The sequence below is a fragment of the Rhizobium sp. 01L419 genome, assembly GCF_056400025.1.
Map to the genome: position 1 here is coordinate 292,600 of NZ_JBFTSM010000006.1, position 26,628 is coordinate 319,227.

The following is a 26,628-nucleotide window of genomic DNA, read 5'->3' on the forward strand; positions in this document are numbered from 1 at the left end:
GTTGAACAAAAAGTGAGTGGACATATGAATCGTGCCATATTAAATTGTGCACAATTCAACAAAGGAGACCGACCCATGAATGGAATTCTGAAATCCGTATTCGCGCTCGGCGCACTGGCAGCTCTTGCCGCTCCTGCTGCCGCTGAATCTGCAAAGCCGACGGTGGTGCTTGTGCACGGCGCCTTTGCCGATGCATCGAGCTGGAACGATGTGATCGCTCGTCTGGAAAAGGATGGTTATCCGGTTGTCGCGGTGGCTAATCCGCTGCGCAGCGTAAAGTCGGATGGCGATTATGTCGGCCGCGTCGTGGCCGGCATCAAGACGCCGGTCGTTCTCGTCGGCCATTCCTACGGCGGCTCGGTCATCAGCGAGGCCGCTGCGGAGACGAAGAATGTCGAGGCGCTGGTCTATGTGGCTGCATTTGCCCCTGAAAAGGGTGAGTCCGCAGCCGACCTCTCGGGCAAGTTCCCCGGCAGCACTCTGGCGCCGACACTTGCCGCGCCGGTGGGATTGGAAAATGGTGGGAAGGATCTGTATATCCAGCAGGACAAGTTTCATGAGCAGTTTGCTGCCGATGTCCCGGCGAAGACGGCAAAACTGATGGCAGCAACCCAGCGCCCGATTACCGAGGCGGCCTTGACCGAAGGTGCGCCTGGTGCGGCATGGCAGAACATTCCGTCCTGGTTCATCTACGGCGACGCCGACAAGAACATCCCCGCCAAGGCTCTCGGCTGGATGGCAGAGCGTGCCCATTCCAAGGAGACCGTCGTGGTCAAGGGGGCCTCCCATGTCGTGATGGTTTCTCATCCCGACAAGGTTGTGAAGATCATCGAAGACGCAGCCTCTGCCAAGTAAGCCAAATCGTGGCGGCATGATCTTTCTGCCGCCACGTTCTCCCCGTGGTCTTCTGGAATGAGCTCCATCCCGGAAAGGCGGCCCAATTGCCATGATGGCACGGCTGACGTTGTAAACAATCTGAAATTGTGTAGCTTGATCCGGCCGAGGCGTTTAATGTTCGCCTTCGCAAGCTGGGGTTCTGGAAGCTACATACCGATGCCCGATGAGCAGCTGGAGCAAGATATCCCGACGGTCTGCATCGTTGACGATGAGGCGTCCATACGCGCAACTCTTGTCGATCTCTTTGAATCGGCGGGCATGCGGGCAGTCGCGTACCAAAGTGCCGATGATTTCCTTGATCGCGCCGATCTTTCTCAGGCTGGATGTATTCTGCTCGACGTTCATATGCCCGGCCTCAACGGGCTCGATCTTCAGTCTAGACTGGCAGCGGCGGGGTGTTTCATGCCCATCGTGTTCATGACGGGTCGCGGTACGGTTTCCATGAGCGTCCAGGCCATGAAGGCCGGTGCCAGCGACTTTTTGCTGAAGCCGTTCGAAAACGCCGAACTGATGGAGGCTACACGCGAGGCTATCACCAGGAATATCGAAAGACGCGAAGCTGCTGCAACTTATGATGCCATCTGCGCGACTGCCAAGACCTTAACGCCGCCCGAGCGGGCAGTCATGAAATATGTGGGCGAGGGGCTTATGAACAAGCAGATCGCCCATCAGATGCAGATTGGCGAAACGATGGTGAAGCTCCATCGCCGGCAAATGATGAAGAAGATGCAGGTCGGCTCGCTGGCCGAGCTGGTGAAAAAACTCGACATGGTTGCGGGCAGGTTCGACATCTATCAGTAGAACAAGTCCGATTCCGGCCGTTACGGCAGAAATCTCCTCTGGAGAGATCGCAGAGGCCCATGGCCGCATTGAATACAAAAAACACCGCCATTGTCGATGACAACAGGCGTCTGCGAGCGCCGATCAAAGATCCTCTTGAAAAAGAGGGTTTTGCCAGCGAGTGCTACAGTCGCGCCGAAGACTTCCTGCTGCAAGAGGGCTATCTCCCTCCCGATTGTATCCTGCCCGATGTCAGAATGACGGCGTATCTGGCATCGAAATGTTGCGTATCCTCAAGCATAGGGACGTTTACCCGCCAATCCTGATCACGACGTCCTGCTCGGACGCGCAGATCGAGTCCGCCGTGTTACAGAGCGGAGCCGCGGCCTTTGTCGGTAAGTTGATCGATAGCGGGCGGCTTCTCTCATGCCGCGAGCTGATCGTGTTTCAGCTTCCAACGACGATATCCCATTGAAATAGCTTTTTTCTTCGGCCGACGGCGGTGTTTCGACCGCTATCGAGACCTGCTCCCCAACCTTGGTTTGGGAAGTAAGCGTTAGCCTTGGATGTTAATTTTGAGGCCCGCTTATCCTAAGGAGGTTACGATGCAGGTCACGAAGTTCATTGTCTACGGCATGGTCGGTTTTAACGTACTGCTTGCCGGCTGGTTGGCCCTTTACATGCTCTACGATCCAGAGAGCTGGTATTATTTTGTCCCCGGCGTGACCGATACCGGAATGTTCAACCAGCATTTCATTCGCGATATCGGCATCATCCAGGGTTTCATTGCTCTTGCTTTTGCTTTTGGCGCCTGGAAGCCGAGCCGGCGGGTCGAGCTATGGGCCGGGGCAACACTCTGGCTCATTGCCCATGCTGCGTTCCATCTGTGGGAAGTCGCCGTCGGCATTTGCTCGTCGTCGGTAATCATGCGCGACTTTCCGGCGGTAAGCCTGCCCGCGATTTTTGGGATCCTTGCGACGCTTTGGGCCATTCAACAGGCCTTGGCCTCATCGAGCCGGCAGGGGGTTGTAGGAATCCGCGCCTAAGACAGAGGCTTCAGTCAATAGAAAAGGAGGCGCTTCGGCACCTCCTTTTCTGTCTTAGTTACACATGTCGAATTGTCGCCAAGGCGACATGGTATCTGTGCCGTCTGCTTAGGCGGCCATCATCGACCGTGAAAGCCAGTCGTGAAACGTCAAACTTCCGGCAAGAGCATTCGCTCCCGGCAGAAGTGTTGTCCTGGCAAGCTCGACGCCGAAGTATGGCGCTTCGGGATCGATTGCGATCGACCGAGGATCTTCCGTCACGGTCAGTATCTCGCGCGCCAATTGGTCAAGCTGGACGGATTCCGGGCCGGCGATTTCTACGATGTCATTGTGGGGCGACCCGACTATGATCCGGGATATCAGGGTCGACGCCTCGTCCGCTGCGATCGGTCTCATCAGGGCAGGCGACAGCCGAAATCCATTGGTCTCGGCTGCCGAGTTGATGATCCCGTCGAAGAACTCGAAGAACTGCGCGGATCGAACGATGGTGTAAGGGAGGCCGGATGCCCTTATGAGATTTTCTTGCACCATTTTTGCTCGAAAGTAGTCGTTTTCGACCAGGCGATCCGCCGCGACGACCGACAGAGCAAGGTAATGGCTGACGCCCGCTTCCTTTGCTGCCGCCAGCAGGTTCTTTCCCGCCTGCTTGAAGAAGCCGAGCGCGTTGGAATCTCCGAACGAGCCGGAATTCGTAACGTCGATCACCACGTCCGTATCGGCTAACGCAGCCTTCAACCCGTCGCCGGTATAGGCATCGACGCCCGTACTCGCCGAAGCGCCACTCACGGACTGGCCGGCCCGTTCCAGTTCGCGAACGATCTTGGATCCCATCATCCCGCTCGCACCAACCACCGTAATTTTCATCTCAAGTCTCCGGGATATGACTGACATGTTCGAGAGGATAGCCGTTTCCGGGATTGGATCGATAAAACGAAGTTTTGGGTTGACCCCGAAGCAGGGCGTGGAGCTGGGAGATCGCTGGCGCCTATGAACGAATGTCCGTGTGACGTCTCAAGCTGCCTTTGCAAACGACGGCATATTCCGCCCCGTCGCCTCTCCCTATCGGTTCATGTCGATTGTGAGGCTCGTTACGCAAGTTCTCTATTTACGAAAAACGTGCGCTTTCAGGAGGATAGGCTCAACGCAAACGAAGGTTTGGCAAACGAAAGGTAGGGATGTCAGGCGCTGGGTCGACCAGTATCTGAGCAATCGTGGGCCGTGTTAACCGGACACGATGGAGATGATGAACGCAGGGCTTTTTTCGGTTTCATCCTGCGGCCAACGAAATGGCAGCCGAGCGTCCAACCCATCCGGCCTATGTCGTCGAGCAGGCAAAACCGGCAGCGTTGCTGCCGGTTTTGTTTGGCTTTGGAGATCACGAACACAGCTTCCGGCGCACACTGGAGCGAGCGATGGTAAACCAAGGTGTATCGTCCGCCGGCGCGTCTTCTATGTTATCGGTTGGCGCCTTGTTGAGAAGGCTGGCACCATGCAGGCCGGCACTACGATCTTTTTCGGATTGGCGACCGAAAGCCGGCATAGGGCAGGCAGAGAGATAGGCGCGTTCAACCGCCGGAATCTCTGGTAGCAAAGAGGTAATTCGATGCAAAACGCTCAGGTAAAGACGGACAGGTGCGCCGAGCCGATCGTTTACGTCGTCGATGATGATGTAGAGATGCGCAGCGCTCTTCTGGACCTCTTCACGGTCACCAACAAACGCGCGTCAGCCTTTCCAAACGGCCTGGAATTTCTCAAATTGGCAGACGTCAACGCAGCCGGCTGCATTGTCGTGGATCTGCGGATGCCGGGCGGCACGGGCCTCGATCTTCAAAGCCAGCTTCTGGCCTTGGGCTGCAAGCTGCCGCTTATATTCCTCACGGCCCACGCCGACGTTCCCACAAGCGTTAAGGCGATGAAGGCCGGCGCGACCGATTTCATCACCAAGCCCTTCGTCAACCAGGTTCTCCTTGATGCTGTCGATCATGCGATCAGGTTGGATGACGAGCGCCGCAGGTTGCGAGAAGAATTGAAACGCGTTCAAACGCTTGCCGATAGCCTCACTCCGAGGGAGCAGGAGGTCATGCATGCGGTGGCGAGCGGTTTGATGAACAAGCAGGTCGCCTATCAGCTCGGCATCAGCGAAATGACGGTCAAGCTTCATCGCATGAGCCTCATGCGCAAGATGCAGTGCCGGTCGCTGGCGGATCTGGTGCGCAAGGTCGAGCAGCTTCAGCGGGGTTAAAACCTCCGTGCCCTGCGATCGAATCGAACGGCTATCCCAAGACGGGCCAGACAGGCTGCGACTGTATCAGCGGTTTTGCGGGCAGGTGGGTTTGTGGACGCCAAGTTCCGATAAGGCGCGCTTTGCTGCTGCTCGTTTAGTCGGGCATTTTCTGCTGGATCCTTACTCAATCGCGCGGGTCGCCAGCTGATCCCCAACATACGTTTGGGTATGCGTCCGACGATAATCGCTTAGGCTTACATTCTGGCTGCTGCTGCAGCTGGGTTTGGACGGAGCTGGCCTGAACTAACAAGCCGCGCCGACTTGCCCCCGCAGCGCGGCGTTCTTCGAACTCTCTAGTACAGCAAAAAGGAGCAGATCATGAAAATCGTCGTCATCGGGGGAACCGGCCTCATCGGTTCAAAGCTTGTCAAACGCCTCCAGGCAAAGGGCCACGAGACTATTGCCGCATCTCCCGCCTCCGGCGTTAATACGATCACCGGCGAAGGCCTTGCAGACGTTCTTAAGGGAGCGCAGGTCGTTGTGGACCTCTCCAATTCCCCGTCTTTCGAAGACAAGGCAGTGATGGACTTCTTCCAGACCGCGGGTCGCAACATCGCGTCTGCCGAAGCGGCCGCCGGTGTGAAGCACCATGTCGCTCTGTCCGTTGTCGGTACCGAGCGCCTTCCGGAGAGCGGCTACATGCGCGCCAAGCTTGCTCAGGAGACGATCATTAAGGAATCCAAGATTCCCTATTCCCTGGTTCACTCAACGCAGTTTTTCGAATTCATGTTCGGCATCGCTCAGTCCGGCGTGCAGGGTGACAAGGTTCACCTTTCGCCGGCGATGATGCAACCGATCTTCTCGGATGATGTTGCCGACGCGCTCGTTGATGTCGTTTTAGGCGAACCGCTGAATGCCACCGTCGAAATCGCCGGCCCGGAACCGATCAAGATTGCCGATGCCGTCACTCGCTATATGCGGCAGATTGGCGACAAGCGCGAGGTTGTCGCCGATGACCAGACCCGCTATTTCGGCGCTTTGTTGAAGTCTGAATCTCTTATGCCCGGCAGCCAAGTGCGGATCGGCAAGACGCGCTACTCCGAGTGGGTCAAGACGGCGACGCCGCCTCCGGGGCACTGATCGGACATCAAATTCCGCATAGAAATAGTCAAAGCCCCGAAAGGGGCTTTGATCGTTTTCGGCAAATGGATTGTGGGTCGAAGGCTCATTGCCACGCAGTCTCAAAGGGGCGCCTCAACGGCGCCCCTCGGCATCATGCCTTGAAGAAGCTCAGCAGATCCGCATTGACGACGTCGGCATGCGTTGTCGCCATGCCATGCGGCAGCCCCTTGTAGATCTTCAGCGTGGCATTCTTCAGCAGCTTTGCCGAAAGCGGTGCGGAATCGGCGATCGGGACAATCTGGTCGTCGTCGCCGTGCATGACGAGGGTCGGCACTTCGATCGACTTGAGATCTTCGGTGAAGTCCGTTTCCGAAAATGCCTTGATGCCGTCATAATGGGGCTTGGCGCCGCCGCCCATGCCCTGTCGCCACCAATTCTGGACGATCGCCTGCGATACCTGGGCGCCCGGGCGATTGAAGCTGTAGAACGGGCCGCTGGCGAGGTCTATGTAGAACTGCGACCTGTTTGCCGCCAGCGCTGCGCGCAGACCGTCAAAGACTTCGATCGGCAGGCCGCCTGGATTGGCTGGCGTCTTGACCATGATCGGCGGGACGGCGCCGATGAGGACGAGCTTGGCAACCCGGCCCGTGCCGTGACGCGCGACATAATGCGTCGCCTCGCCGCCGCCGGTCGAATGGCCGACATGGATCGCATTGCGAAGATCGAGGTGCTGGACGACGGCTGCGGCGTCAGCTGCATAGTGGTCCATGTCGTGACCGTCGCTGACCTGGCTCGAGCGACCGTGGCCACGGCGGTCATGCGCAATGACGCGATAGCCCTTTCCGAGGAAGAAAAGCATCTGGTTATCCCAGTCGTCGGCGCTGAGCGGCCAGCCATGGTGGAAGACGATCGGCTGAGCATCCTTCGGACCCCAATCCTTGTAGAAGATCTGGGTGCCGTCTTTCGTGGTGACGTATTCATTACTCATGGCATGTTCTTCCTTCGATTTCTTTGGCTCGTCGGCCATTGCGGGTGGGGAAAATTTCAATGTTGCGGCAGCGACTGCAAGTGTTATCGCTCCTGTCATCGTATCTCGGCGCGTCGGCCGAAATTGTTTCGGGTCCATATAAGTATCCTTATTTCGAGATGCTTCATAAGCGCCTTGAAAGGCTCGTTTCTGGAGAGGTATCGCCGCCGAGCCAAGCCTGAGAACGCTACCCTTTGTGTAGATTGTGGGAAGCTATACTTCCGTTTCATTGCGGCTGTTGCACGCATGAAGAACTGGCTTGCGCCCCAAAGGGATTTGAAGACCGTCGTTTCAGGGCCATCATAAACGTGCAAATTTTCCGGTTAAACCTAAACGGACGTTTGATCGTCCAATCGGCGCGTTTCGACTATCAACCGGAGAGGGGCATCGTTCACGACAGAAACATCGCAATTCATTGTTACATCTGACTGACCCGTGCCCCGTCGCGTTGCCAGACGGAGAAACCCATGCAGCATGTCCTCGTTGTCGATGACGATCACTCTGCACGCAGTCTCATCAGTGATTATCTCGTGCAGCAGGCGTTTCGCGTCACTGCGGTCAGCAGTGGTGACGAACTGCAGAGCGTGATCTCAATGGATATAGTCGATGCATTCGTCATTGATGTGAGCCTCGAGGGAGAGGACGCCCTTGAGATTGTGCGGCAACTTGTGAGCCTTTCGACAGCGCCGGTTATCATTACCAGCGCCGACCGCATCGAGGAGGCCGACAAGGTGCTGGGGTTCGAGCTTGGCGCCAGCGATTATATAACCAAGCCGTTTGGGCTGCGAGAATTCCTGGCGCGGCTCAAGGCAGCCATGCGGGTGAGGCCCGCGCCCGAGGCCGGCCGGGAGCGCCGGACCTATATGTTCGGCGACTGGACGCTCTCCATGCGTCAGCGAGCGCTTATCCGACCGGATGTCGGTGAGACGAAACTGACTGCTGCAGAATTCAATCTTCTCGTCGCATTCCTGAACGCACCAAAACAGGTCCTGTCCCGTGAGCGGTTGCTTGCGGCGAGCCGTGTTCACTCTGAGGAAGTCTTCGATCGAAGCATTGATGCGCTGATCCTGCGCCTGCGACGAAAGCTGGAAACCGAGCCGTCAAAACCGAGCCTGATCAAGACCGCACGCGGAAGCGGCTATATTCTGGATTGCAGCGTCACGGTGGACGAGCGGCCGAGGCTCAAACGATATTAAGCCCGCCCTTTGCCGCCTGATGTCAGCGCCTGGTCGGTGGAAGGCGCAGTGCGTGAACCTCGACAGGTTGTTCGAAACCCCTGAGGTTATAGGGACCAAGCCATTCCGTCTGGTCAGCACAGCCGGCCATTCTTACAAAATCCGCTGATATCAGGACGGGGTGCTGCAGTTCCTTCGTCAAAGCCTCCAGGCGGGAGGCGATGTTCACCGCCGGGCCGATCACGGTAAAATCCAGTCTCTTTTTGGAGCCGATATTGCCGTACATCACCTCTCCAAGGTGAATGCCCGTGCCGTAGCGGACCTCGTATCCGAGAGCTGTTTCCTGAAGTCGTTTGATCGCCTCCTGCGCCTCGAAGACGGCTTGCAGGAGATCGCTACAGGCGTCAGCCTGCTCCAGGGGAAAGACCGCCAGCAGGCCGTCCCCCATGAACTTGAGGATTTCGCCGCCATGCCTTTCGATCGGATCGGCGATGGCATCGAAATACTGGTTCAGGATGGAGATAACCTCGTCGCGGGGCCGGCGATCGGATAGCTTCGTAAAGTTTCTGAGATCACAGATCATGATTGCGGCATTTACCGACACGCCGCTTCCGCGCGTCGTTGCTCCATCCAGAATCTGTTCGCCGGCGTGCGGGCCGACATAGGTTTGCAGCAGCGTCAGGGCCAGTTGGTTCTTGAGGCGAATCTCGCTGACCAGCGAGAATAGCGGAAGGATCTCGCGGAAGAGCGCGATTTCCTCGTCCGTAAATCCGCCCGGCTCGCTCGTCGAAAACGTCGCAAGGTGTCTCTTGCCCTGGGTATGGTCGATCGGCCAGGCAATGTAGTCGGTGTGGCCTTCCGCCTTCAATTCTTCGAAGACAGAAAATTGATGCGGTCCGTAGATCTGAAGCCGCTGCCGGATTTCGACGCCGCTCTTGATGACGACACGAAACGGACTTCTGAGAAAAGCATCGGTCGCCTCGACATCGTAACCGATCGTGGTGATATCCGCTTGCCCGTGATCCTTGACCCATACGACTCGCGTGCCGAGCCATTGGGGATGGTGAACGCGAAGATGAAGACTGGCGCGGCTCAAAGCGACGCCGCACGAAACGAGACGATCACACAATTGCAGAAATATCGGCTCGATCTGCAGCTCGTCTCGAACGCCCGATATCAGCCAGCTCATGAGAGAATGGCGGTTGGCGCTGTCAAGATTATGCATTTTGCTCCTCGTTCACCCGCAGCGCTTTTGCTGGGCCGAAGCGCCCACCCGACATCGTGCTCAACACCTTGATTCTTTTCAGCCGCGTCAATGGTGAGCATAGTGATGAATGGTTCCTCAGTCCCGAGCGAAATGATCAGGATCAGCGCCGTGCGGCGGAGGCTATGAATTCCATCAGATCCTTGGAGTTCAATGGCTTTTCCAAAAAGGCGGCTGCGCCCGATAATCTCGCGGCCGTTTCGGTGCGGTTGTCGGCAGAGGAGGTCATGATGCAAACCGGCGGGCCACCGTTCCGGACCACGGCAGAAAGCAGGCCCAGTCCGCTGGTGCCGGGCATTCTCACATCAGCTAATACACAATGCACACGATGCATATCGCCGGAATTCAGGAAGGCGTCCGCGGACGTATAGGTCCGGCTTTCAATGCCGGTCGTTTCGAAGAGATCCTTGAGCGATTCCAAGAGAAACTGATCGTCGTCTATGATCGCGATTGTGGTTTTTTGCTCGGACTGCATCAGGCCTCTGACAATATAGAGCCGGTCATCCGGCATTTTGTGGACATTGGTACGCCTTATAAATCGCAGGCATCGGTGGAAATCAAAAACACATCTTTTTTCAAGATGTGGACGGGTCCATTCGTCAGGCTCCCGACATCGTTGATGCCAATGGAAGCCCGAGCGACGATCTATTTCCCATGAGACATCCCCTCCCAAGTCTGCATCCTATGGTAACAAACAATGGCCGCCTTTCAACTAAACCGAAGTTTGTCTCCCCTCAGAGAGTGATTTAAAATCCGCAACAAAGTCAGCCAGGTTTTCAATCGTCGTGGTGATGTTCATAAAAGTTGCTGGGACGGTTGGCGGCGGCAGCCCGATGGATTCGTACGTCAAGGCTGTCGAACAATGGATGGCAGGCTTCGTGTCAAGCCCACCCTTGATTTAGTAGTCACGCGGACTGGTGAGTGACTATGCTATGTGTCGTGCACTGCCCAAGGCCCGATCATGCTTCTCCTTTATAACGGTGGATTTTCCTGAGACTCGGCGAGAGTCAGTATCCTACTGAATCGGCTGGAACTACCAATCGAACTCTGAACTCTCGATCTCGATGCGGGCGAAACCAAGATGCGCCAGCCGACTTTCTGAGAACCCGGAGTCGGGCTGAGCCCGACAAGAGCGAGCTCGAAAGCTGTCTCTTTGCGACTATCCGGTCGCTGCGTACCAAGCGGACGCGTAGGTGCGGCTGCCTCTACCTTCTATCGATGAGAAAAGTGGATGCCGCAGGAAATCATTTCGTTTGTCGTCTTGCTGAACGCCCTGGGCATAGCGGGCGTCGTCGTATGGCATCTGCAAGGGCGCTCCCGGCCAAACGCGCGCCTGATCGTGCAGATCATCTTCTTTACCGCGATGACGATCGTTCTCCTGCTGAGCGGGATCGTTCCGTTTCGCTTTGACCCGCCGCATCTGGAAAGCGTAAGTGCGCTGTTTGTCTCCGCCAAGATCCTTTGGTGGGTTCATCTCTCCTGGGCCGTCATCGGCTTCCTGCGCATCTACATCGTGCTGGACGGCAGGCCGAGAGAAGCAAGGCTCATTCAGGACCTGTTGATCGCGGTCGTTTATCTCGGTGTCGCCCTGTCGGTCATGGCCTTCGTTTTCGGGGTTCCGATCGGCACGTTGCTGGCCACATCAGGCGTCATCGCCGTCATCCTCGGTCTCGCCTTGCAGAACACGCTGGGAGACGTGTTCTCCGGGATCGCTCTGACGCTGGGACGTCCCTATGTCATCGGTGATTGGATTTTGCTCAGCGACGGCACGGAAGGACGGATCGTCGCCAGCAACTGGCGCTCTACGCATCTGCTCACCGCTGCTCACAATATCGTCGTCCTGCCGAACAGCGTGCTTGCCAAGCTTGGGCTGACCAATATCAGCCAACCGGATGAAAACCATCTGATCACGCTGTCGATCCGGATTGTTCCGACACGCATGCCGCACGTCATCCTCGGCGTCATGCAGACGGTGCTCGATAGCTGCAATTCCATCATCAAGGATCCGCCGCCAGCCGTTTCGCTTGTCGGCATAGATGCCAGCGCAGTTAATGTCGAACTCTATTTTCAGGTGACCAGTCCGCTGCGGCGAGGCCTTGCCCGCAGCGAGGTGATCGATCTGGTATACCGCCACTGCAAGTCCAGTGGGCTTCAGCTTGCGATGCCGCTCAGCAAGGTGATCATGGCAAACGAGCCCCCAGCACAGAATGCGTTGGTCTCCAGCGCAGGCCCGGCTCAAAGTCTTATCGAAGCGATCCCCGTTTTCTCGGTGCTCACAGGCGACGAAATGACGACGCTTGCGGCATCTGCGACCAAGCGCACTTTTTCTCCCGGTGACGAGATCGCAAAAGAGGGAGACTCCCTCGCCAGCCTTATGATCATCCGGGCAGGCATCGTTTCGATGCGAAGAGATGACAGGGAGACGGCGCGCCTGGCACCGGGCGACTTTTTTGGCGAAGGGGGTTTTCTCGCCGGAATAGGAGAGAGCCACGCGCTTCAGGCGGTAACGCGGGTGACCGTCTATGAGATTGGCAAGGAGGCGTTTGCACCGCTCCTGCAAGAGCGCCCCGAACTCGCGGAAGACCTTGCGGCAAATCTCGCCCATCGCGAGGCGTTGAGCGAAAATGTCGGCAATCATGCCATGCAGCACGATCGCCGCCGATCCTACCTGGTGCAAGCCATTCGATCGGTATTCCGCAACCATGCACATGGATGACCATGCGGTAACCGCAGTGGACTATCGGGGCGTTGCCACCTATCCGCAGATCAAGTTCGTGGAGGCGAGATGCGTAATTTGCTGGGCGAAACCGCGGGTTTGGTGGCATTTGTCCGGACCGTGGAAACGGGGTCCTTCAGTGCCGCTGCGCGCAGCCTGCGGACAACGCCGTCGGGCGTATCGAAGAGCATTTCCCGGCTGGAAAGCCTGTTGGGGCTGAAGCTCTTTCGTCGTTCGACGCGTATCTTGACGTTGACGCCCGACGGCGAAACCTTCTTCGGAAGCATCGCGCCGCTTCTTCGGCAGATCGAGGAATCCTCGGATGTCTTTCAGGCGGATCGCGGAGCCACCGGCCATTTACACGTAAGCCTGCCAAGCGAGCTTGCGAGGCTGCTCATGGTGCCCATCTTCACGCGTTTCCTGCCGCAGCATCCCGGCATAACGCTCGATCTCGGTACGACGGATCGCCACGTGGACCTGATCCGCGAAAACTACGACATCGCCTTTCGCGTCGGCAAAGTCACGGGAAGCGACTTGATGATGCGAACGCTGATGCATCTGGACATGGCGCTGGTCGCATCTCCTGCCTTTGTCGATACATCGGGACCGGTCGGCACGGTGGAGAGGCTGCGCGAACTGCCCTTCGCGCGATATGCGATCGATGGCCACACATATCCCATTCACTTTGCCGATGGCGCGACGATGATACCGACGGGCCAGGTGGACCTCGACACGGCGACAGCGATCCGCATTGCCGCCTTGAGTGGAGTAGGCGTCGCTTATCTGATGAAATGCATCGTTCAGGAAGAGCTGGATAGAGGGGAACTGATCCAGATTCTGCCCGACCTTGAGCTGGAAACGATGCCGTTCCAAGCTGTCCACGCTTTCGGTCGAATGCCGACCTACCGCCTGCGGCTCTTTTCGGATTTCATCGAAACCGAAATGCAAAAGCACGCATCGCGATGAGCATGCTCATGGACCGCGACAGGTGCAGCAGTCCCGCCTGAAATCTTGGCGAGCCATTTTGCCGCCCGCTTGCCTGTGGCCGCTGCATTGCCGGCAGGCCACGTGAAGTAAATGGTGCCGTCACGCTCGGCCCATCCCCCAACCGATGTTTAGCTACCGCTTTTTTTGGTGCTTGGTACTCATTTCATGACCGTATGCAGGCGCTTGCCTTGGCGGTCGGCTCCCCAAATCAGCAATCTCGAAAGACGAGGATGACATGACGCAAAGACTGAACTACGCCCAACTTTCGCCGGAACTCGTAAAAAAGCTCACCGCCTTCACCATGGAGCTGAATGAGAGCTCCATCGAGAAGACGATCAGGGATTTGGTCGAAATCCGCGCGTCTCAGATCAATGGCTGCAGCTTCTGCGTGGACATGCATTCCAAGGCGGCAAAGATCCACGGTGAACGCGAACTCCGTCTCTATCACGTTGCCGCCTGGCGTGAATCGACGCTGTTCAGCCCGCGCGAGCGTGCGGCGCTTGCCTGGACGGAGGCGGTCACCAAGCTCTCCGACACCGGCGTTGCGGACGAACTCTACGAGAAGGTCCGCGGCCAACTTTCCGAGAAGGAAGTTTCCGACCTGACGTTCCAGATCATGGCCATCAATGCATGGAACCGGATCAGCGTTGCGGTCAAGGCCGTGCCGGGTTCGGCGGACAAGCTTTACGGCCTGGACAAGGCCGGACTGGAGTAGAAACCGGTCGACAGATATCGCGGCCGCATGAGAGTGCGGCCGCGGCAAAATTGATCCGCTGTGGCTGCTCCAGACGTCTTGTAGCGGCAAGAGGCGAAAATATCAGCCGGTGATCAGGTCGTTATAGCCAAGATCCTGATGCTGGCCGCGTTGTGCTTGGCGCTCCCAGCGTGCAGCGTATCAACAAAGTCCGCTAAACTAGTCGTGCCACCGCCGCCACTGCATCTCCGCAAGCCCGACAGCGTGCTGCTGGAGCGTTGCAAAGGTCCGGTTGATCTGGGCGCCGGGCAATTGGCCCAAGCGCAACTGGAAAAGCTCTGGATCACCGACCGCGAGCGGCTTATTTCCTGCCTGCGCAAGCATCTTGCGCTGCATGATTACTACGCCGACCGAGACGCAGGCCTTGAAGGCGAGGTGGTGCAGAAATGACCGGTGCGGAAATCACGGCTGTAGTCGGCTTTGGCCTTGCCGTGTTCCACACGCTGTTCGGTATCTGGAAATATCTCGACGGCAAGGTTGTGGCCCAGCGCCATGACACGGAGCGTGTAGTCAGCGGTCTTGCCGCACACAAGCTCCATGTCGCCGAGGCATACGTCTCGAAAGCTGGACTTCGCGAGACTACAGAGCAAATCATGGAGGCCATTAGCGGCGTCACAGCGGCTGTCGATAATATGACGTTGCGCATTGATCGCATCGTCGAAAACCAGCCCAGACGTACCACCACGCGCGGCTAACGACCGGCCAACCAGAACCCATCACATCTTAGGAGACATGGCTTTTGTGGGCCTTCACGTCGTCTGCGGCTATGCCGGCTCCCTTTTCGCTCGAGATAAGTCCCAGGACATCCTCGGCAAGATCGCATGGAGCGAGGCGCCGTCGACCGGCGTCACTTCCACCAACTTTGCGCCGGGTGAAAACTCCGGCTCCGGCCAGCCGCTTTTTCGCATTCGCGCGGCTGCGGACTCGTGGGTATCGGTAGGTCCGGCGCCCGACGCGACTCCCGGCAACCGCTTCCTCGTGCCGGCAGCGACCGACTATGACGTCTACGCCGAGCCGAACGAAAAATTCCAGTGGATTACCGCATAACATGGCGGGGCTTCGTCATTCTTCGAGAAGGGGGCCGGCGCTGGCGTCGTCCCTGACTTCTCTAGGCGCGCGCCCGTAGTCAGGGCGGTGGGGTGCCGCAACCCGTGACGCCGCTGACGCCGCTCGGCATCCTTGCCGTTCCTGGCTACGAGAATGTCAGCTCCAAGTTTAAGATGATCCCGCACGTCAAGGGCGGTTCCCGCGTCAAGCTTTTTACGGTCAACCGAACACTACCTGAAGGTTTGCTTTGGTCCACGGCAACAGGAGCGATTGTCGGCACTCCGACAACGCCAGGCACGTCCCCGGGTATTAGCATTACCCTCACAGACGACAGCGGCAGTGTGACCAGCGAGACGTTCTCTATCGCGGTTGGCGCCGCTGCTGTAGCTATCGCGCCATCTGGTGATACGACGGGCTCGACCGATCTTGCCGCCGTTAACGCAGCACTCGCAGCCGGCAATTCGGTAATCCTCACCGGCCACTACTACGCCAACGGCATCATCCTTCAGCCAAGCAATACCGCGATCTACTGCAACAGCGGCGAATGGACGCTCGTGGCCGGCGCGAACTACCGGATGTGGTGCAATACCAATCAAGGCAACCAGACCCGCACAGACAACAATCTTACGGTCGAAGGCGACGGCAATTTCTTCTTCAATGGCCAGCCGAGCCAGCAGGTCCGCCAGTTGACCAGCGTCTCAATCACGGCCTCGACGCTGTCAGCGCCAACAATGTCAAACCTTCGGGCTTTTCGCTGAATTCGAACGGTAGCTCGCATATTTCGCTCGGCAGTACGCGGGTTTCCTATCGTGATATCATTCTGATGAACGACGGCACGACAGCGAACCAAGAAGGCATCGATGTTGGCCCTGGCTGCTCAAAGGTCGGCATTGCGGGCTTGTGTGGTATAGCCTACGACGACATTTAATCGTTCTTTGCAAAGGCCGCTCAAAATGCCACGTCGATGTGGTACGGCACTCCTTGGCAGAGCGGCGCATAACGTGTCCGATATCTATGTCTCGGACACGTTATGCGGTTGCGGTCTTACGAACATGTTCCGTCTGCAGTGCGGGGACGGCTTCAGGCTCAATGGGGTGTACGCGGAGCGCTCGATCAACAATTTGTTCGACAACGACAAGCGTCTCATTCAGTTTGGTGAAAGCACCTACATCACCGTCCAGCCAGCCGCTGCAGACTATTCCAATATCGTTGTCGACGGCGCGGCAGGCTTTGGTATCTGGGTCGCAGCTGATGCCTCTTGCCCTGGCGTCCGCATCCGCAATATCAACGAGAACGTGGCGCTGACGAAGGGCATCGGCGTCTTCGACGGCAATAACCTCAATCGTATGGTGACGGATATCGTCATTGACGGCGTGACGGTAAGCTATACGGGCGGAACCACCCACAAAAACCTGATTGGTTTCGCCTCTGGAACGGGCATATCTACCAGCGCAATCACCTTCAAAAACATCGACTTCCCTTCGCTCACCAATATTGTTTCGACCGCGCTTGCGGTCACGAATCTGGCTCTGGAAAACATCGCGGTTGCCGCTGTGTCCGGCACTCAGTTCGTGTCCACGGCTGTCAATTCAGGCACCTTCAAGAACGTATCGGTGGCGAAGGCGCAGGCGGATGTCGGGACGTCAGGTTTAGCAGTGGCGGCCGGCATCATCGACATGAGTACCGTGGCCATCGCATCGCCCGCTGCCAGTTTTGTCCTTGAGAACCGCGACGCGATCATCAACCTTCGCGCCATCAGCAAGTTACGTTCTCGCTCCTGACGGGTGACGACACCTCGCTGTTTACTCTTGCGGGCGGAACGCTGCAGCTTAAGGCTTATGATTTCGAGGCCCCCCAGTATGCCAACGGTGACAACGTATATGTCTGTAATTTGCGAGCAGGTGATGGTCTTGGCAACACGGTTGATTTTCAGCATTCGGTGGCGGTGCGAAACGATCCCGTTGAAACATTCGAGTATCACCCGCTGGTGATGGCCGCGAACGCTTTGCGTTCCATCCCGATGACCACGGTCTTCAAGTTCATCGACCGTTGCGTGAAAGCGCTTAATTCGAGACAGGGCCTGTCCCTCCTCGGGCTCGCCTATGTCTTCGCCGATGATGGCAACGTCAACGATGGTCTTATCAATCTCGCGGCGCTCGGTTTGCTCACCGCGTCGCTTCCTGCCGGTGGATCGTTCACGGCTCATAGAGGCATCCAGCGCGACCGCGTTTCCCAATACATCGATCTTGGCGGGACATGGGATGCTGATGCAAATATTCGCTCAACAGTGCCTTGATCGGTGTGGGCCGCAATCTGCAGGGAAGCGGATCTGGGTCAAAAGCTCACCTTGGCACTGACGTCAGCGCCTTCACTCAGCTTAATGCCATCACCAATTCGGCGGAGATCTTCCGAATCAATGGCTCGGCTCAAGTAGCGGGCGCACCGGCACATCGCGGCCGGGAAGGCGAGCGGCCTCGCGTGTAAGTTCGATGCAATCTCGTCAATATTCCAACGGCTTACAAGCCTGTGCCGACAACGCCACAGCGTCAGCATAGATAGCGACAAGCCGCGCGGCGGTCGGCCGATCTGTCAGCAGCTATGCTAACGACCGCTTCTCATATGCATGGGGAGGCAAAGCGGCAAACAATGACAACCACACTAACCTCTTGCAAGCGAGGATCGATTCTTGCTTTGCAACATTGATGGGAGAACTCGGCGCAGCCTAAGCTTCCATCGCCTTCAACCGGCGATTTCGGGCTTCACGGCGCCATCTATTAAATTGCTTTTCGACCACCAAATGAAAAGCAACCCCGGCAATCACGGCAACCACCGCTGTGATTGCCACTGCCTCATCTATAAAGGTCACAACATGCCATCCGATCAGTTTCGGATAGATTCGCGACAGAATGTGGTAAATAACCACGATGTGGATGAGATAAATCGAATAGGAAGCATCACCAAGCTTGACGAATTTGTCGCCAATCCAGCCTTCAACCTTCAGCGGCAAAACCGCGGCCACGATGATCGCGGCAGGGACGCCCCAATAGACGACGCGCAAGACCTCAGGGAGCGTGTCGGCTTCGTGAAAGTACGACGCTACCGCCATCGTCGCTACGGCCGGCGCCAGAATGTAAAGCGGGAGCCCTGGCAGACGCTCATTCAAATAGAGATGAGCAATGCAGCAACCGAATAGGAATTCAAAGACAATCGGGCTGCTGAAGAAAACGCCAAGTGCAGACGGACTGGAGATGAGCGTCGCGATCAGCCAAACTGCGATGATCGCCGACATCAAAAAAGGAAGGTACCGTCGTTTACCGACCGCCAGCGCAAGCGCGAACATGAGGTAGAAATACATTTCATAGGAAAGTGTCCAGCCCACGCCGAGGATGGGTTGTACGGTCCCTGCTGCATCAAATGACGGAATAAGCGTGAAGGACGCGAAGATCCTCCAAGGAGAAAAATCAGCTGGTATCGAGCGGCTCCAGACGATCATCAGGCACATCAAAAGCAATGTTGCCACGATGTAGGGCGGATAGATCCTCTCAATGCGTTGGACGATAAAGTCAGTCGGCTTCTTTCTTCCTTCGGCATGATCCCTCGACACATAGACCATGATGAAGCCGCTGATGACGAAGAAGATGTCGACGCCAAGGGCCATCCCATCTCGAAACCATGGAGCGGACAGCCACGATTGGGGAAGCCCCTGCATGTAGCCCGGCGGATTGATCGTATAGGCTCTGATGGAGTGGGAGAGTACAACGATCAGGGCCGCGACGGCCCTGAGCACCTGAATGGAATTAAGCTTTCCGCGCTGCATGAGGTTTCCCCGGGCCGTTTGCAATTGCGTAACACATCCCGAGCGCGAGTAAAACAAAACTGCAACACCCCACCGTCCCCTCATCGGGAAATGGCCTGTAAACTACACGGCAGACGGCACGCATCCTAATAGCGCGATGGCGTCTGCGATTGCGGCGGGGTTTACCATTAATTGATGAGGCTTACCAAGCGCGGATGACGTCGAACTCGTCGCGCTCTTCTTCCGTCATTTGACGGTACGTCCATTTCCCGTCCGTGGCTTTCCGCATGACGTGGCCATTGATTGGCATCTTAGTATTGATGTCAATAACATCGGTGGAAACTCGAGCGAATGCCCATTCGTCTTCATATCCGCCATTGCGGTACGTCATCCAAAAGCGCTTGAGCGCAGCCGACATGGAATGGAAGATGTCCTTGGCGGAATCGCCAACGGTAGTTGCTCGCATATGAATATCCCCAGCAAACTTGGGATGATATAAATTGCGGCGAAAGACAATTGTGATTTTTGGGGGGCAGGCCGAAAACCTGCTGACTTTTATTGGGCTTTGTTAGCCACATTTGGCTCGCATCAGAAAGTTGACTGATGAAGGTTGTTCCTGAAAACATAAACAGGCGGGAGCTGACCCCAGGCTTCTATTGGGTTTTCGTATCCGGCGATCCTGATGCAGAACACCCTTGGGAAATGGCGATCAGCCTGCTCGATTTTCCCGCTACGACGACATTGGAAGCGAATGGTGGATTTACCTCAATGTCGGGGAGGAAGCCGATTGGGCGCCCGGTTCTGTCATGGCACGGCTCGAGCCCTAATACCCGCCACCCATCATGATCTGCCACCAGCCACCCCGCCTCTCCTTAACGGGGGAGGCGGTTTTTTTGTTTTCAGTCTGCCGTGTAACTGCCAAACCGAAGACGGCTGTGCATTTTCAGGGATTGTCGCAACCGTGGTATCGATCGAGAGCGACCGCGTGTGAGGGACATGTGATAAAAATTATCTTTGCAGCCCTGCTGATTGTAGCACCTTCGATCGCCGCCGCGGAACAGGCCCATGTCGGAGAGGGCGCCGTATATCTTCCCGACAAAATGATGCCTCAGCTGCAAGCCGCGATATCGCTGGTAGCCAAGACGCAGATAGGATGCGCCAACATCGACAACGCAAGCTTTTCGGAAACCTATGGGACAGAAAAATCGCCAGCATTTTTCGTGAGTTGCACCATGAAAAACAAGCCATTCGAATTTCAAAACGTGTTTAAGATGGCACAATTATTGGGACCGAGCCTTAGGCGCCACCGCTATAGATCGAAATTATTCACCGCACCCAGCCCGCGTCCCTGAATGAAGCCGGAAACTCTAGACTCAGCTGGTCCAGAAACCTGGGGCGGTTCAAAAACCGCCGAGGCTCTAATCGCAGCCGGATGAAAGTTCAGTGGCATGTATGGACGACCTCCGCGTGGCAAGGGGCAATATGGCATTTTTGTCGGGTTGGTCGGGTGCAGGCATGTATTCGGCCTTTTGAGGCGGCCGATTCATGCCGCTGGCCTTGATGAAGTCCGCAGATCGGATCCCAGACAGGTCAACGCGCTTTTTAGCGACACCCACTGAGCGGGTTTTTCCGACCCCGGCTCAACCGTCCGTCATCACACCATCAGCACCTCACCAATCTTTGTATCTTCCTCAACTTGGTCAGGCGGCAGTCGGAGGATCGAACTGTTTGCCGGTGATCATTAACGCCCAGACGATCCTCGCCATTTTGTTGGCGAGTGCTACGGCAACGACGTTGTACGGTTTCCTCGTCAGAAGCTCTGCAGCCCACTGGGTGGGCTTTGTTTTTCCCTTCCGACAGAACCGCAAAACAGCATGTGCCCCGACGACGAGTAGACGGCGAAGATAAGGATCGCCTTGCTTGCTGATTCGACCGAGACGATCCTTCCCACCTGATGAGTTTTGGCGCGGTACCAGACCCAACCAAGCCGCCAATTGCCGACCAGATTTGAACAGCGTTGGGTCTGTCACGGTTGTAGCGATCGCGCTGGCGGTAATTGGGCCAATTCCGGGGATTGTCTCCAATCGTCGGCTCAATTCATTGGATCTGTGCCAGGCTTGGATTTGCCGATCCATTTCGCTGATTTTTTGATGCGCCTCCCGTAGCTGTGCCACTAATGGCAAAATCGCGGTCCGCGCAGTTGGCGGGATGAGCTCGCAATTCTTGTCTTCGACCAGCTCAATGAGGGTGCCGACACCGGCCGTGCCCTGTCGCGTTACGATCCCGAATTCCGCCAGATGCCCTCGCAAGGCATTCACCAGCATCGTCCGCTGACGTATCAAAAGCTCGCGCACTCGATGGGCCATCAGAACGCTTTGCTGTTCCTCGCTTTTTACCGGAACGAACCGCATGGTCGGCCTCGTAACTGCCTCGCAGATTGCCTCCGCGTCGGTAGCGTCGTTCTTTTGCCGTTTTACATAAGGCTTTACGTAAGAGGCTGGCATTAGCCGAACCTCATGGCCTAGCGCCACAAGAACACGGCCCCAGTGATGACCTGTTGCGCATGCTTCGATGCCAATTAGGCACGGAGGCAAAGCGGTGAAAAATGCCATGACGTCATTCCGACGCAGCTTCCGGCGGAAGACGATTGCGCCATTCGTGTCGATGCCGTGAACCTGAAACACTTGCTTGGCGATATCCAGACCGATCGTGCTAACCTTTTCCATGGACGGCTCTCCGTGAGTGACTTTTGACGGCCACAGTATGGCACAGCGGTGCCGGGAGCGGAGGTCGTCCACCTCATCAGGTCACTAGACCGCGACAACTGCAATTCGCACATAGTGCCCTGTCTTCAAGCCGGCGTGCAGCCAAAGCTTCAGGCCGACCAACGCTCTTTCCTGCAGGTATTGAACGGCCGGGTGTTGATTTCCACGCAGTGCGTATCAGTTTTTCTGTGTCCCGTGGTCCAGTCCGAGGGGTTTACTCCAAAATCGGCTCAGTTCTGCGTGGAAATCAACACCCTCGTGTTACGCGTTCGTTGATCTTGGAGCCCCGCCCTGACCGGTGACTGACATTGGCACTAGCTTTACCCTTCCCACCTCGCCTCTAAGGCAATCTCGGCGACCGGCGAATAGGCTTGGGCGCTCGACGCGAGACAGCACTTACCCGAGATCGCATCACGTACGGCGGACCTCGCAGCCGACGAGCTTGTCATAGGACATCTTGCCTCTCCATCTGATAAGCGGCAGGACCCACCACACCAGCGTGAGCACGACAAAGCCTACGCCGACCAATATGTGAATTGTGGTCGTCCGGTCGCCATCGCGCATAGAGTGGATCATGGCGTCCAAGTTTTGGTGTGATGATGCAGCAACGATTGAGTCAACCACCACAAAGGCGATCCACGGCGAAAACTTCAGGAGCTCTCTTTTCAAAGCTCGGCTAAAATGCGGCGGGGTACCCTCGACGGTGATCACTCGTATCGCCAAAATCTTCTTGCCAGCGTTCTTCGACCGTTCGCACTCAAGAATGAGAAAGCGAGCGATACCAGGAACACGCCGACCAGCAGTCCTATAAGATCCCCTATCCCTTCGATCGGGTCGCCATTTCGATCCAGCGGTACCGACATCGATCGCCATGAAACGGAGCCGCCGTCGGAATTGCCTGTGACGACCGTTGTCTGGAACGACGGGCTCTCCGGACCCAAAAATTCGCTGATCAGGCAAATTTGGTTCACCCTCGTCTCTCCTGGGTTCAGCGGCCATTCGCGTTCGACGTTTTCCACCAATGGGTCAGAAGTTACTTCTTCACACTGCGTACTCTGAAAGAGGGGCATCCCGAAGTTCAAGGGAACGATGAGCATGACCGCCCCAAGCAAGACTTCAAAAATTGTCATGTCGATCCGATAGGCAAATGCGCGCCGCCAAAAAAGCCGCGGCTGCAACGTTCTCTGGGAAGCCTGTGTAATGTTGCCGTCCACGTTGCCTTTGCCTCCAATGAGATATGACTGAAGAAAACAGCCGCGCTCGCGACAGATCTTAAATATTTCTTCAACGACGGGCGAGCCAACAGTGCTCCGTCCGTTCACCGCTCTTTCATCGCCTCGGACGACACCTCGGCGACCGGCGAGAACACATATTCCAGAATACGCCGGCTTCCCGTCTTGACCTCGACCGACACGGCCATACCGGGAGAGAGCGCTACGGAAGTACCATCGGCATTGATCGCGGCGACATCAGGAACGACTGTGATCGGGAACACCAGGTTCTGAACTCTCTGGGCGTTGCCGATCGGCATTGAGCTCTGCAGCTGTTTGTCGGGCTGGCCCTCGAGCTGTTGTGCGTCCGGTTCGGGAATTGCATCCGTCGCAACCCGCGTGACCTTTCCCTCGATCACCCCGTAGCGAGTGAACGGGAAGGCCTGAACCTTGATCACGGCCAGCTGACCGGGCGCAACGAAGCCGATGTCCTGGTTGGGCAAGTAGGCCTCGATCTCCAGCACTGCATTTTCCGGCACGATCCGCATCAGCTCTGATCCGGCCATGACAACCTGGCCGACGGTGGTAATTGCAGAGGTCTGCACTGTCCCATTGATCGGGCTTTTGATCGTCATGGCGTCGAGCTTTTTCTGTGCTCGAATGAGCTGTTGCTCCTGTTCGTCTATCTGCCGCTCCGCCTCAGTCTGCTTTTCGACATTCTCGGCGATGAACGCCTTGATCGCCTTCTCGCCTTCACTGGTCGCAACAGCAAGGGAAGCCGCCGCCTCATCGGCCTGACCGATCTGCTCGGCGAGGTCCGCCTCGACGCGCTGCTTGGCTTCCATTGCATCGATCACGCCTGCACGTGGGCCAGCACTCGACTCCATAAGCTGAGATCGCATCGTCACACGATCATCCATCGTCGCAATCAAGTTTTTCTGGGCTGCGACCATCCGGTTGAACCGGCCAAGCGATGCGAGCTGCTGCTCTCTTTGCGAGGAGAGATTGGCAAGCGACGATGCCAATTGTTCCAGCGATGACTGGAACTGCGCTTCTTCGCGGCGTCTGATGGACGGAGGGATATCCTCGCCGAAAATGAGAGGCGTCGAGATCGTCGGCGAATTTGTCCAGAGGCCGGCACGATGCCAAGTCTCGACTTGCTCTCTCGCCGCGGTTCGCCTGATGACCTCGGCTCGCAGCGACCGAAGGCTCGCCAGCAGTGCATTGACTTCTGCTCTGGTCTCCGTTGGATCCAGTTCGATGACGACGTCACCGGCCTTGACCTTTGCTCCGTTGGTCACGGGAATAGCGGCAGTCTTGCCGGTTTCGAGCGACTGAATGACCTTCACCCGCCCCGTCGGCTGCAGCTTGCCTTGCGCCGTCGCGACGATGTCAAACCGGCCAAAGTAACTCCAGACGATCGCCAGGATCACGAAGACGGAGATGAACCAGATCAGGGCCGCCCGGATTGGCGAAGCCGGTGTTTCGAGTATCTCAAGTGCGGCCGGCAGGAATGCGGTATGATCGCGCGGCTTGCGCGGCGGCTTCTTCGGTACCTTCGGTGGACGAACGGTCTGGTTCATGGCTGGACCGGAGCGGTTTGCAACTGCCAAAGATGCGCATAGAGGCCGTTTTCACGGGTAAGCAACGTCTCATGCGTGCCTTCCTCGACAATGCGGCCATCCTTCATGCCGATGATGCGGTCGCAGTGGCGCACGGTTGCCAGCCGGTGGGCGATAATGATGACGGTGCGTCCGCGCACGATCTCGCGCATGTTGGCGAGGATGATGCGCTCGCTCTCATAGTCGAGCGCGCTGGTCGCCTCGTCGAGGATGAGGATCGGTGGGTTGGTGGCGAGGGCTCTGGCGATCGCCAATCGCTGCCGTTGACCACCGGAGAGGTTCGCGCCGCGTTCCTCGATGATCGTGTCATAGCCCCGGGGAAGCTTCGATATGAACTCGTCGGCGCCGGAAAGCCGCGCCATCTGAATGGCGGCGGCCCGCGACATCGCCGGATTGACCAGGCAGATATTGTCGTGGATCGTCCGATTGAACAGCATGTTCTCCTGAAGGACCACGCCGATATTGGAGCGGAGCCAGGCAGGATCGACCTGGGCGATGTCCTGGCCGCCGACGAAGACCTGGCCGCTGTTCGGGATATAGAAGCGCTGCACCAGCTTGGTGAGCGTCGACTTGCCTGAGCCGGACGGTCCGACGATGCCGATCACCTCGCCGGAACGGACGGCAAAATTGATGTTCTTCAGAACATCCTGGCCCTCGGGCGAATAGCGGAAGTTGACTCCCTTGAAGGCGATGGCGCCTTTCGGCTTCGGCAGGCTGATTGCGACCGCAGGGCGCGGTTCAGCCGGCGCATTGAGAATGTCGGACAGCCGGTCGATGGAAACCTGGACCTGCTGCACGTCCTGCCAGAGCTGCGACAATCTCAGGATCGGCTGGGAAACCTGGCCGGCGATCATGTTGAAGGCGACCAGCGCGCCAACCGTCAGTTCCCCGTCGATGACGGCCTGCGCGCCGAGGAAGAGAAGTGCTGCGGAGGTGATCTTGTTGACATACTGAATGGCGTTCTGACCCTTGGCGGCCAGCATGGTCGCAGCAAAGGAGGATTGCACGTAGGCAGCAAGCCGCTCCTCCCACTGGGCTGCCACAACCGGCTCGACCGCGGCTGCCTTCATCGTCTGGATACCGACGACGGTTTCGACCAGCATCTGCTGACTGTAGGCGCCACGCTCGAACTTCTCGTCGATGCGGTCCTTCAGGAGCGGGCGGATCAGCACGCCGATGGCGATGTAGACCGGGATCGAAGCCACCACGATCCAGGCGAGTTTCGAGGAATAGGAAAACAACACCGCGATGAAGACGATGGTGAATATGAGGTCGAGCCCGGAAAACAGGCCCTGGCCGGTCAGGAAGTTGCGGATCGTCTCAAGCTCCCGGACGCGGGCAATCGTTTGTCCGGTTGCCCTGGTCTCGAAGTAGCTCAGCGGCAGATTGAGCAGATGGCGAAACAGACGGCGACCAAGCTCGACGTCGATCCTGTTCGTCGTGTGCGACAAGGCATACGTTCGAAGGTACTGCAGCACGACGTCAAAGAGGCCGACGGCGGCCAGCCCCACGACAAGCACGATCAAAGTCGAATAGCTGCGATGGGCAAGCACCTTGTCGACGACCACCTGGAAGAACAGCGGGGTGATCAACGCAAAAATCTGCACAATCAGCGAGGCGATCAGCACGTGGCCGAAGGCTTGTCTGTAGCGCCAGATCGCCGGCAGGAACCAGCGCAGGCCGAAGCTCTTTGGAGATGCACCCGGGCCTGAGAAGCGGCGCTGAACGAGGATGAATCGACCCCCTGTTTCGGCAAGCAGTTCCTCTGGTGAGACGCTTCGCGCAGAAAAGGCAACCGGGTCGACGAGGCGGAACGTTCCGTCGCCCATGGGGCCGCCGAAGACAGCAAACGATCCGTTCGAAAGCACGGCGATGGACGGTGCGGGAAGCGTTGCGAGCTTGGCACCATCGCGGACCGGCACAACGCGGGCCTTGAGGCCGAGGCTCTTAGCGGCTCGCAGCAGATCGTTCGATCCACAAGAGCCCGTCACAGCCAAATCTCTGGCAAGCGTCGATGGCTGCGCCGCAATTCGAAAATAGCCGGCAATGGCGCAAAGCGCTGCAAGCCCGCTGTCGACGATCTCGACAGCGGGCGCATGCTCAACGGTTTTGTTTGCTTCGGGTAAGGCAGGATCAGCAGTGATGATCACGGACGCCGACCTGCACGACTAGCGGGAATACGACGCACATCAATC

At 57.3% G+C, this 26,628-nt stretch carries 29 protein-coding genes; 18 read left to right on the forward strand and 11 right to left on the reverse strand.

Features of this window, described 5'->3' with window-relative positions; all coding sequences use genetic code 11:
- The first annotated feature begins 75 nt into the window (after window positions 1-75).
- The 4 genes from AC1DUP_RS14775 (at window position 76) to AC1DUP_RS14790 (ending at window position 2,723) form a co-directional block, all read left to right on the forward strand.
- On the forward strand, window positions 76-855 hold the full coding sequence (locus AC1DUP_RS14775; RefSeq protein ID WP_115037029.1) for an alpha/beta fold hydrolase: 780 nt from the start codon (window positions 76-78) through the stop codon (window positions 853-855).
- Window positions 856-1,011: 156 nt separating this feature from the next.
- Entirely contained in the window at window positions 1,012-1,698 is a 687-nt protein-coding gene (locus AC1DUP_RS14780) for a response regulator transcription factor (RefSeq protein ID WP_477833000.1), read from the forward strand.
- 59 nt (window positions 1,699-1,757) lie between these two features.
- Window positions 1,758-2,003 carry a hypothetical protein gene (locus tag AC1DUP_RS14785; protein WP_477833001.1) on the forward strand — a complete coding sequence of 82 codons (246 nt, stop codon included), beginning with the start codon at window positions 1,758-1,760 and terminating at the stop codon, window positions 2,001-2,003.
- Between the two features lie 279 nt (window positions 2,004-2,282).
- Window positions 2,283-2,723, forward strand: a complete 441-nt coding sequence (locus AC1DUP_RS14790; RefSeq protein ID WP_113301718.1) for a hypothetical protein — start codon at window positions 2,283-2,285, stop codon at window positions 2,721-2,723.
- A 108-nt stretch (window positions 2,724-2,831) separates the two neighbouring features.
- On the opposite strand, the gene AC1DUP_RS14795 is transcribed toward AC1DUP_RS14790, so the two are convergent.
- Window positions 2,832-3,587: an SDR family oxidoreductase gene (locus AC1DUP_RS14795; protein ID WP_477833002.1), complete on the reverse strand. Its 756-nt coding sequence runs from the start codon at window positions 3,585-3,587 to the stop codon at window positions 2,832-2,834.
- 739 nt (window positions 3,588-4,326) lie between these two features.
- Here AC1DUP_RS14795 and AC1DUP_RS14800 point away from each other — a divergent pair.
- Window positions 4,327-4,965, forward strand: coding sequence for a response regulator transcription factor (locus AC1DUP_RS14800; RefSeq protein WP_477833003.1), 639 nt, complete (start codon window positions 4,327-4,329; stop codon window positions 4,963-4,965).
- Window positions 4,966-5,325: 360 nt separating this feature from the next.
- Complete coding sequence (locus AC1DUP_RS14805) at window positions 5,326-6,087, forward strand: SDR family oxidoreductase (protein ID WP_113307095.1); 762 nt, start codon at window positions 5,326-5,328, stop codon at window positions 6,085-6,087.
- Between the two features lie 133 nt (window positions 6,088-6,220).
- On the opposite strand, the gene AC1DUP_RS14810 is transcribed toward AC1DUP_RS14805, so the two are convergent.
- A complete protein-coding gene (locus AC1DUP_RS14810) occupies window positions 6,221-7,057 on the reverse strand; it encodes an alpha/beta fold hydrolase (RefSeq protein ID WP_477833004.1) in 837 nt (278 codons plus the stop codon).
- Window positions 7,058-7,563: 506 nt separating this feature from the next.
- On the opposite strand from AC1DUP_RS14810, the gene AC1DUP_RS14815 reads away from it, so the two are divergent.
- On the forward strand, window positions 7,564-8,292 hold the full coding sequence (locus AC1DUP_RS14815; protein ID WP_477833005.1) for a winged helix-turn-helix domain-containing protein: 729 nt from the start codon (window positions 7,564-7,566) through the stop codon (window positions 8,290-8,292).
- Between the two features lie 22 nt (window positions 8,293-8,314).
- On the opposite strand, the gene AC1DUP_RS14820 is transcribed toward AC1DUP_RS14815, so the two are convergent.
- Window positions 8,315-9,496 carry an adenylate/guanylate cyclase domain-containing protein gene (locus tag AC1DUP_RS14820; protein WP_477833006.1) on the reverse strand — a complete coding sequence of 394 codons (1,182 nt, stop codon included), beginning with the start codon at window positions 9,494-9,496 and terminating at the stop codon, window positions 8,315-8,317.
- Window positions 9,497-9,638: 142 nt separating this feature from the next.
- Window positions 9,639-10,208: a response regulator transcription factor gene (locus AC1DUP_RS14825; protein ID WP_477833007.1), complete on the reverse strand. Its 570-nt coding sequence runs from the start codon at window positions 10,206-10,208 to the stop codon at window positions 9,639-9,641.
- 558 nt (window positions 10,209-10,766) lie between these two features.
- On the opposite strand from AC1DUP_RS14825, the gene AC1DUP_RS14830 reads away from it, so the two are divergent.
- The 9 genes from AC1DUP_RS14830 (at window position 10,767) to AC1DUP_RS14870 (ending at window position 17,335) form a co-directional block, all read left to right on the forward strand.
- Window positions 10,767-12,251, forward strand: coding sequence for a mechanosensitive ion channel family protein (locus AC1DUP_RS14830; protein ID WP_113508300.1), 1,485 nt, complete (start codon window positions 10,767-10,769; stop codon window positions 12,249-12,251).
- Between the two features lie 69 nt (window positions 12,252-12,320).
- Complete coding sequence (locus tag AC1DUP_RS14835) at window positions 12,321-13,217, forward strand: LysR family transcriptional regulator (protein WP_113508301.1); 897 nt, start codon at window positions 12,321-12,323, stop codon at window positions 13,215-13,217.
- A 256-nt stretch (window positions 13,218-13,473) separates the two neighbouring features.
- On the forward strand, window positions 13,474-13,953 hold the full coding sequence (locus tag AC1DUP_RS14840) for a carboxymuconolactone decarboxylase family protein (RefSeq protein ID WP_113301726.1): 480 nt from the start codon (window positions 13,474-13,476) through the stop codon (window positions 13,951-13,953).
- Window positions 13,954-14,091: 138 nt separating this feature from the next.
- A complete protein-coding gene (locus AC1DUP_RS14845) occupies window positions 14,092-14,382 on the forward strand; it encodes a dehydrogenase (protein WP_477833008.1) in 291 nt (96 codons plus the stop codon).
- On the forward strand, window positions 14,379-14,687 hold the full coding sequence (locus AC1DUP_RS14850; protein ID WP_477833009.1) for a hypothetical protein: 309 nt from the start codon (window positions 14,379-14,381) through the stop codon (window positions 14,685-14,687). Before AC1DUP_RS14845 ends, AC1DUP_RS14850 begins: the two co-directional genes overlap by 4 nt.
- Before the next feature lie 37 nt (window positions 14,688-14,724).
- A complete protein-coding gene (locus tag AC1DUP_RS14855; protein ID WP_477833010.1) occupies window positions 14,725-15,039 on the forward strand; it encodes a hypothetical protein in 315 nt (104 codons plus the stop codon).
- Between the two features lie 104 nt (window positions 15,040-15,143).
- Entirely contained in the window at window positions 15,144-15,797 is a 654-nt protein-coding gene (locus AC1DUP_RS14860; RefSeq protein ID WP_477833011.1) for a putative Ig domain-containing protein, read from the forward strand.
- A gap of 243 nt (window positions 15,798-16,040) precedes the next feature.
- Window positions 16,041-16,820, forward strand: coding sequence for a hypothetical protein (locus tag AC1DUP_RS14865; RefSeq protein ID WP_477833012.1), 780 nt, complete (start codon window positions 16,041-16,043; stop codon window positions 16,818-16,820).
- A gap of 110 nt (window positions 16,821-16,930) precedes the next feature.
- On the forward strand, window positions 16,931-17,335 hold the full coding sequence (locus AC1DUP_RS14870) for a hypothetical protein (RefSeq protein WP_477833013.1): 405 nt from the start codon (window positions 16,931-16,933) through the stop codon (window positions 17,333-17,335).
- Window positions 17,336-17,761: 426 nt separating this feature from the next.
- Here the strand turns inward: AC1DUP_RS14870 and AC1DUP_RS14875 are convergent, their stop codons facing one another.
- Window positions 17,762-18,856, reverse strand: coding sequence for an acyltransferase family protein (locus AC1DUP_RS14875; RefSeq protein ID WP_477833014.1), 1,095 nt, complete (start codon window positions 18,854-18,856; stop codon window positions 17,762-17,764).
- Window positions 18,857-19,037: 181 nt separating this feature from the next.
- Window positions 19,038-19,301, reverse strand: coding sequence for a hypothetical protein (locus tag AC1DUP_RS14880; RefSeq protein ID WP_477833015.1), 264 nt, complete (start codon window positions 19,299-19,301; stop codon window positions 19,038-19,040).
- Window positions 19,302-19,438: 137 nt separating this feature from the next.
- Here AC1DUP_RS14880 and AC1DUP_RS14885 point away from each other — a divergent pair, with 137 nt between their 5' ends.
- Window positions 19,439-19,681: a hypothetical protein gene (locus tag AC1DUP_RS14885; protein ID WP_477833016.1), complete on the forward strand. Its 243-nt coding sequence runs from the start codon at window positions 19,439-19,441 to the stop codon at window positions 19,679-19,681.
- 152 nt (window positions 19,682-19,833) lie between these two features.
- Entirely contained in the window at window positions 19,834-20,187 is a 354-nt protein-coding gene (locus AC1DUP_RS14890) for a hypothetical protein (RefSeq protein ID WP_477833017.1), read from the forward strand.
- Between the two features lie 348 nt (window positions 20,188-20,535).
- Here the strand turns inward: AC1DUP_RS14890 and AC1DUP_RS14895 are convergent, their stop codons facing one another.
- The 5 genes from AC1DUP_RS14895 to AC1DUP_RS14915 all read right to left on the reverse strand — a co-directional run bounded on the left by AC1DUP_RS14895 (window position 20,536) and on the right by AC1DUP_RS14915 (window position 26,514).
- Window positions 20,536-21,561, reverse strand: coding sequence for an IS110 family RNA-guided transposase (locus tag AC1DUP_RS14895; RefSeq protein ID WP_115038689.1), 1,026 nt, complete (start codon window positions 21,559-21,561; stop codon window positions 20,536-20,538).
- Window positions 21,562-22,011: 450 nt separating this feature from the next.
- The gene (locus tag AC1DUP_RS14900) at window positions 22,012-22,311 is read right to left on the reverse strand and encodes a hypothetical protein (RefSeq protein WP_477833018.1); all 300 of its coding nucleotides are present in this window, start codon (window positions 22,309-22,311) and stop codon (window positions 22,012-22,014) included.
- Entirely contained in the window at window positions 22,308-22,814 is a 507-nt protein-coding gene (locus tag AC1DUP_RS14905) for a hypothetical protein (protein ID WP_477833019.1), read from the reverse strand. Before AC1DUP_RS14905 ends, AC1DUP_RS14900 begins: the two co-directional genes overlap by 4 nt.
- Before the next feature lie 104 nt (window positions 22,815-22,918).
- A complete protein-coding gene (locus AC1DUP_RS14910) occupies window positions 22,919-24,394 on the reverse strand; it encodes an HlyD family type I secretion periplasmic adaptor subunit (RefSeq protein WP_477833020.1) in 1,476 nt (491 codons plus the stop codon).
- Window positions 24,391-26,514: a type I secretion system permease/ATPase gene (locus AC1DUP_RS14915; protein ID WP_477833035.1), complete on the reverse strand. Its 2,124-nt coding sequence runs from the start codon at window positions 26,512-26,514 to the stop codon at window positions 24,391-24,393. The genes AC1DUP_RS14910 and AC1DUP_RS14915 overlap by 4 nt, the downstream gene beginning before the upstream one ends.
- Between the last annotated feature and the right edge of the window lie 114 nt (window positions 26,515-26,628).

Bases quoted from the DNA above. Each gene is read 5' to 3' on its own strand.
- AC1DUP_RS14795 (WP_477833002.1), bottom strand. From the start codon at position 3,587: ATGAAAATTACGGTGGTTGGTGCGAGCGGGATGATGGGATCCAAGATC.
- AC1DUP_RS14775 (WP_115037029.1), top strand. From the start codon at position 76: ATGAATGGAATTCTGAAATCCGTATTCGCGCTCGGCGCACTGGCAGCT.
- AC1DUP_RS14835 (WP_113508301.1), top strand. From the start codon at position 12,321: ATGCGTAATTTGCTGGGCGAAACCGCGGGTTTGGTGGCATTTGTCCGG.
- AC1DUP_RS14810 (WP_477833004.1), bottom strand. From the start codon at position 7,057: ATGAGTAATGAATACGTCACCACGAAAGACGGCACCCAGATCTTCTAC.
- AC1DUP_RS14845 (WP_477833008.1), top strand. From the start codon at position 14,092: ATGCTGGCCGCGTTGTGCTTGGCGCTCCCAGCGTGCAGCGTATCAACA.
- AC1DUP_RS14815 (WP_477833005.1), top strand. From the start codon at position 7,564: ATGCAGCATGTCCTCGTTGTCGATGACGATCACTCTGCACGCAGTCTC.
- AC1DUP_RS14895 (WP_115038689.1), bottom strand. From the start codon at position 21,561: ATGGAAAAGGTTAGCACGATCGGTCTGGATATCGCCAAGCAAGTGTTT.
- AC1DUP_RS14830 (WP_113508300.1), top strand. From the start codon at position 10,767: ATGCCGCAGGAAATCATTTCGTTTGTCGTCTTGCTGAACGCCCTGGGC.
- AC1DUP_RS14820 (WP_477833006.1), bottom strand. From the start codon at position 9,496: ATGCATAATCTTGACAGCGCCAACCGCCATTCTCTCATGAGCTGGCTG.
- AC1DUP_RS14840 (WP_113301726.1), top strand. From the start codon at position 13,474: ATGACGCAAAGACTGAACTACGCCCAACTTTCGCCGGAACTCGTAAAA.
- AC1DUP_RS14790 (WP_113301718.1), top strand. From the start codon at position 2,283: ATGCAGGTCACGAAGTTCATTGTCTACGGCATGGTCGGTTTTAACGTA.
- AC1DUP_RS14875 (WP_477833014.1), bottom strand. From the start codon at position 18,856: ATGCAGCGCGGAAAGCTTAATTCCATTCAGGTGCTCAGGGCCGTCGCG.
- AC1DUP_RS14910 (WP_477833020.1), bottom strand. From the start codon at position 24,394: ATGAACCAGACCGTTCGTCCACCGAAGGTACCGAAGAAGCCGCCGCGC.
- AC1DUP_RS14785 (WP_477833001.1), top strand. From the start codon at position 1,758: ATGGCCGCATTGAATACAAAAAACACCGCCATTGTCGATGACAACAGG.
- AC1DUP_RS14805 (WP_113307095.1), top strand. From the start codon at position 5,326: ATGAAAATCGTCGTCATCGGGGGAACCGGCCTCATCGGTTCAAAGCTT.
- AC1DUP_RS14850 (WP_477833009.1), top strand. From the start codon at position 14,379: ATGACCGGTGCGGAAATCACGGCTGTAGTCGGCTTTGGCCTTGCCGTG.
- AC1DUP_RS14885 (WP_477833016.1), top strand. From the start codon at position 19,439: ATGAAGGTTGTTCCTGAAAACATAAACAGGCGGGAGCTGACCCCAGGC.
- AC1DUP_RS14880 (WP_477833015.1), bottom strand. From the start codon at position 19,301: ATGCGAGCAACTACCGTTGGCGATTCCGCCAAGGACATCTTCCATTCC.
- AC1DUP_RS14855 (WP_477833010.1), top strand. From the start codon at position 14,725: ATGGCTTTTGTGGGCCTTCACGTCGTCTGCGGCTATGCCGGCTCCCTT.
- AC1DUP_RS14780 (WP_477833000.1), top strand. From the start codon at position 1,012: ATGTTCGCCTTCGCAAGCTGGGGTTCTGGAAGCTACATACCGATGCCC.
- AC1DUP_RS14800 (WP_477833003.1), top strand. From the start codon at position 4,327: ATGCAAAACGCTCAGGTAAAGACGGACAGGTGCGCCGAGCCGATCGTT.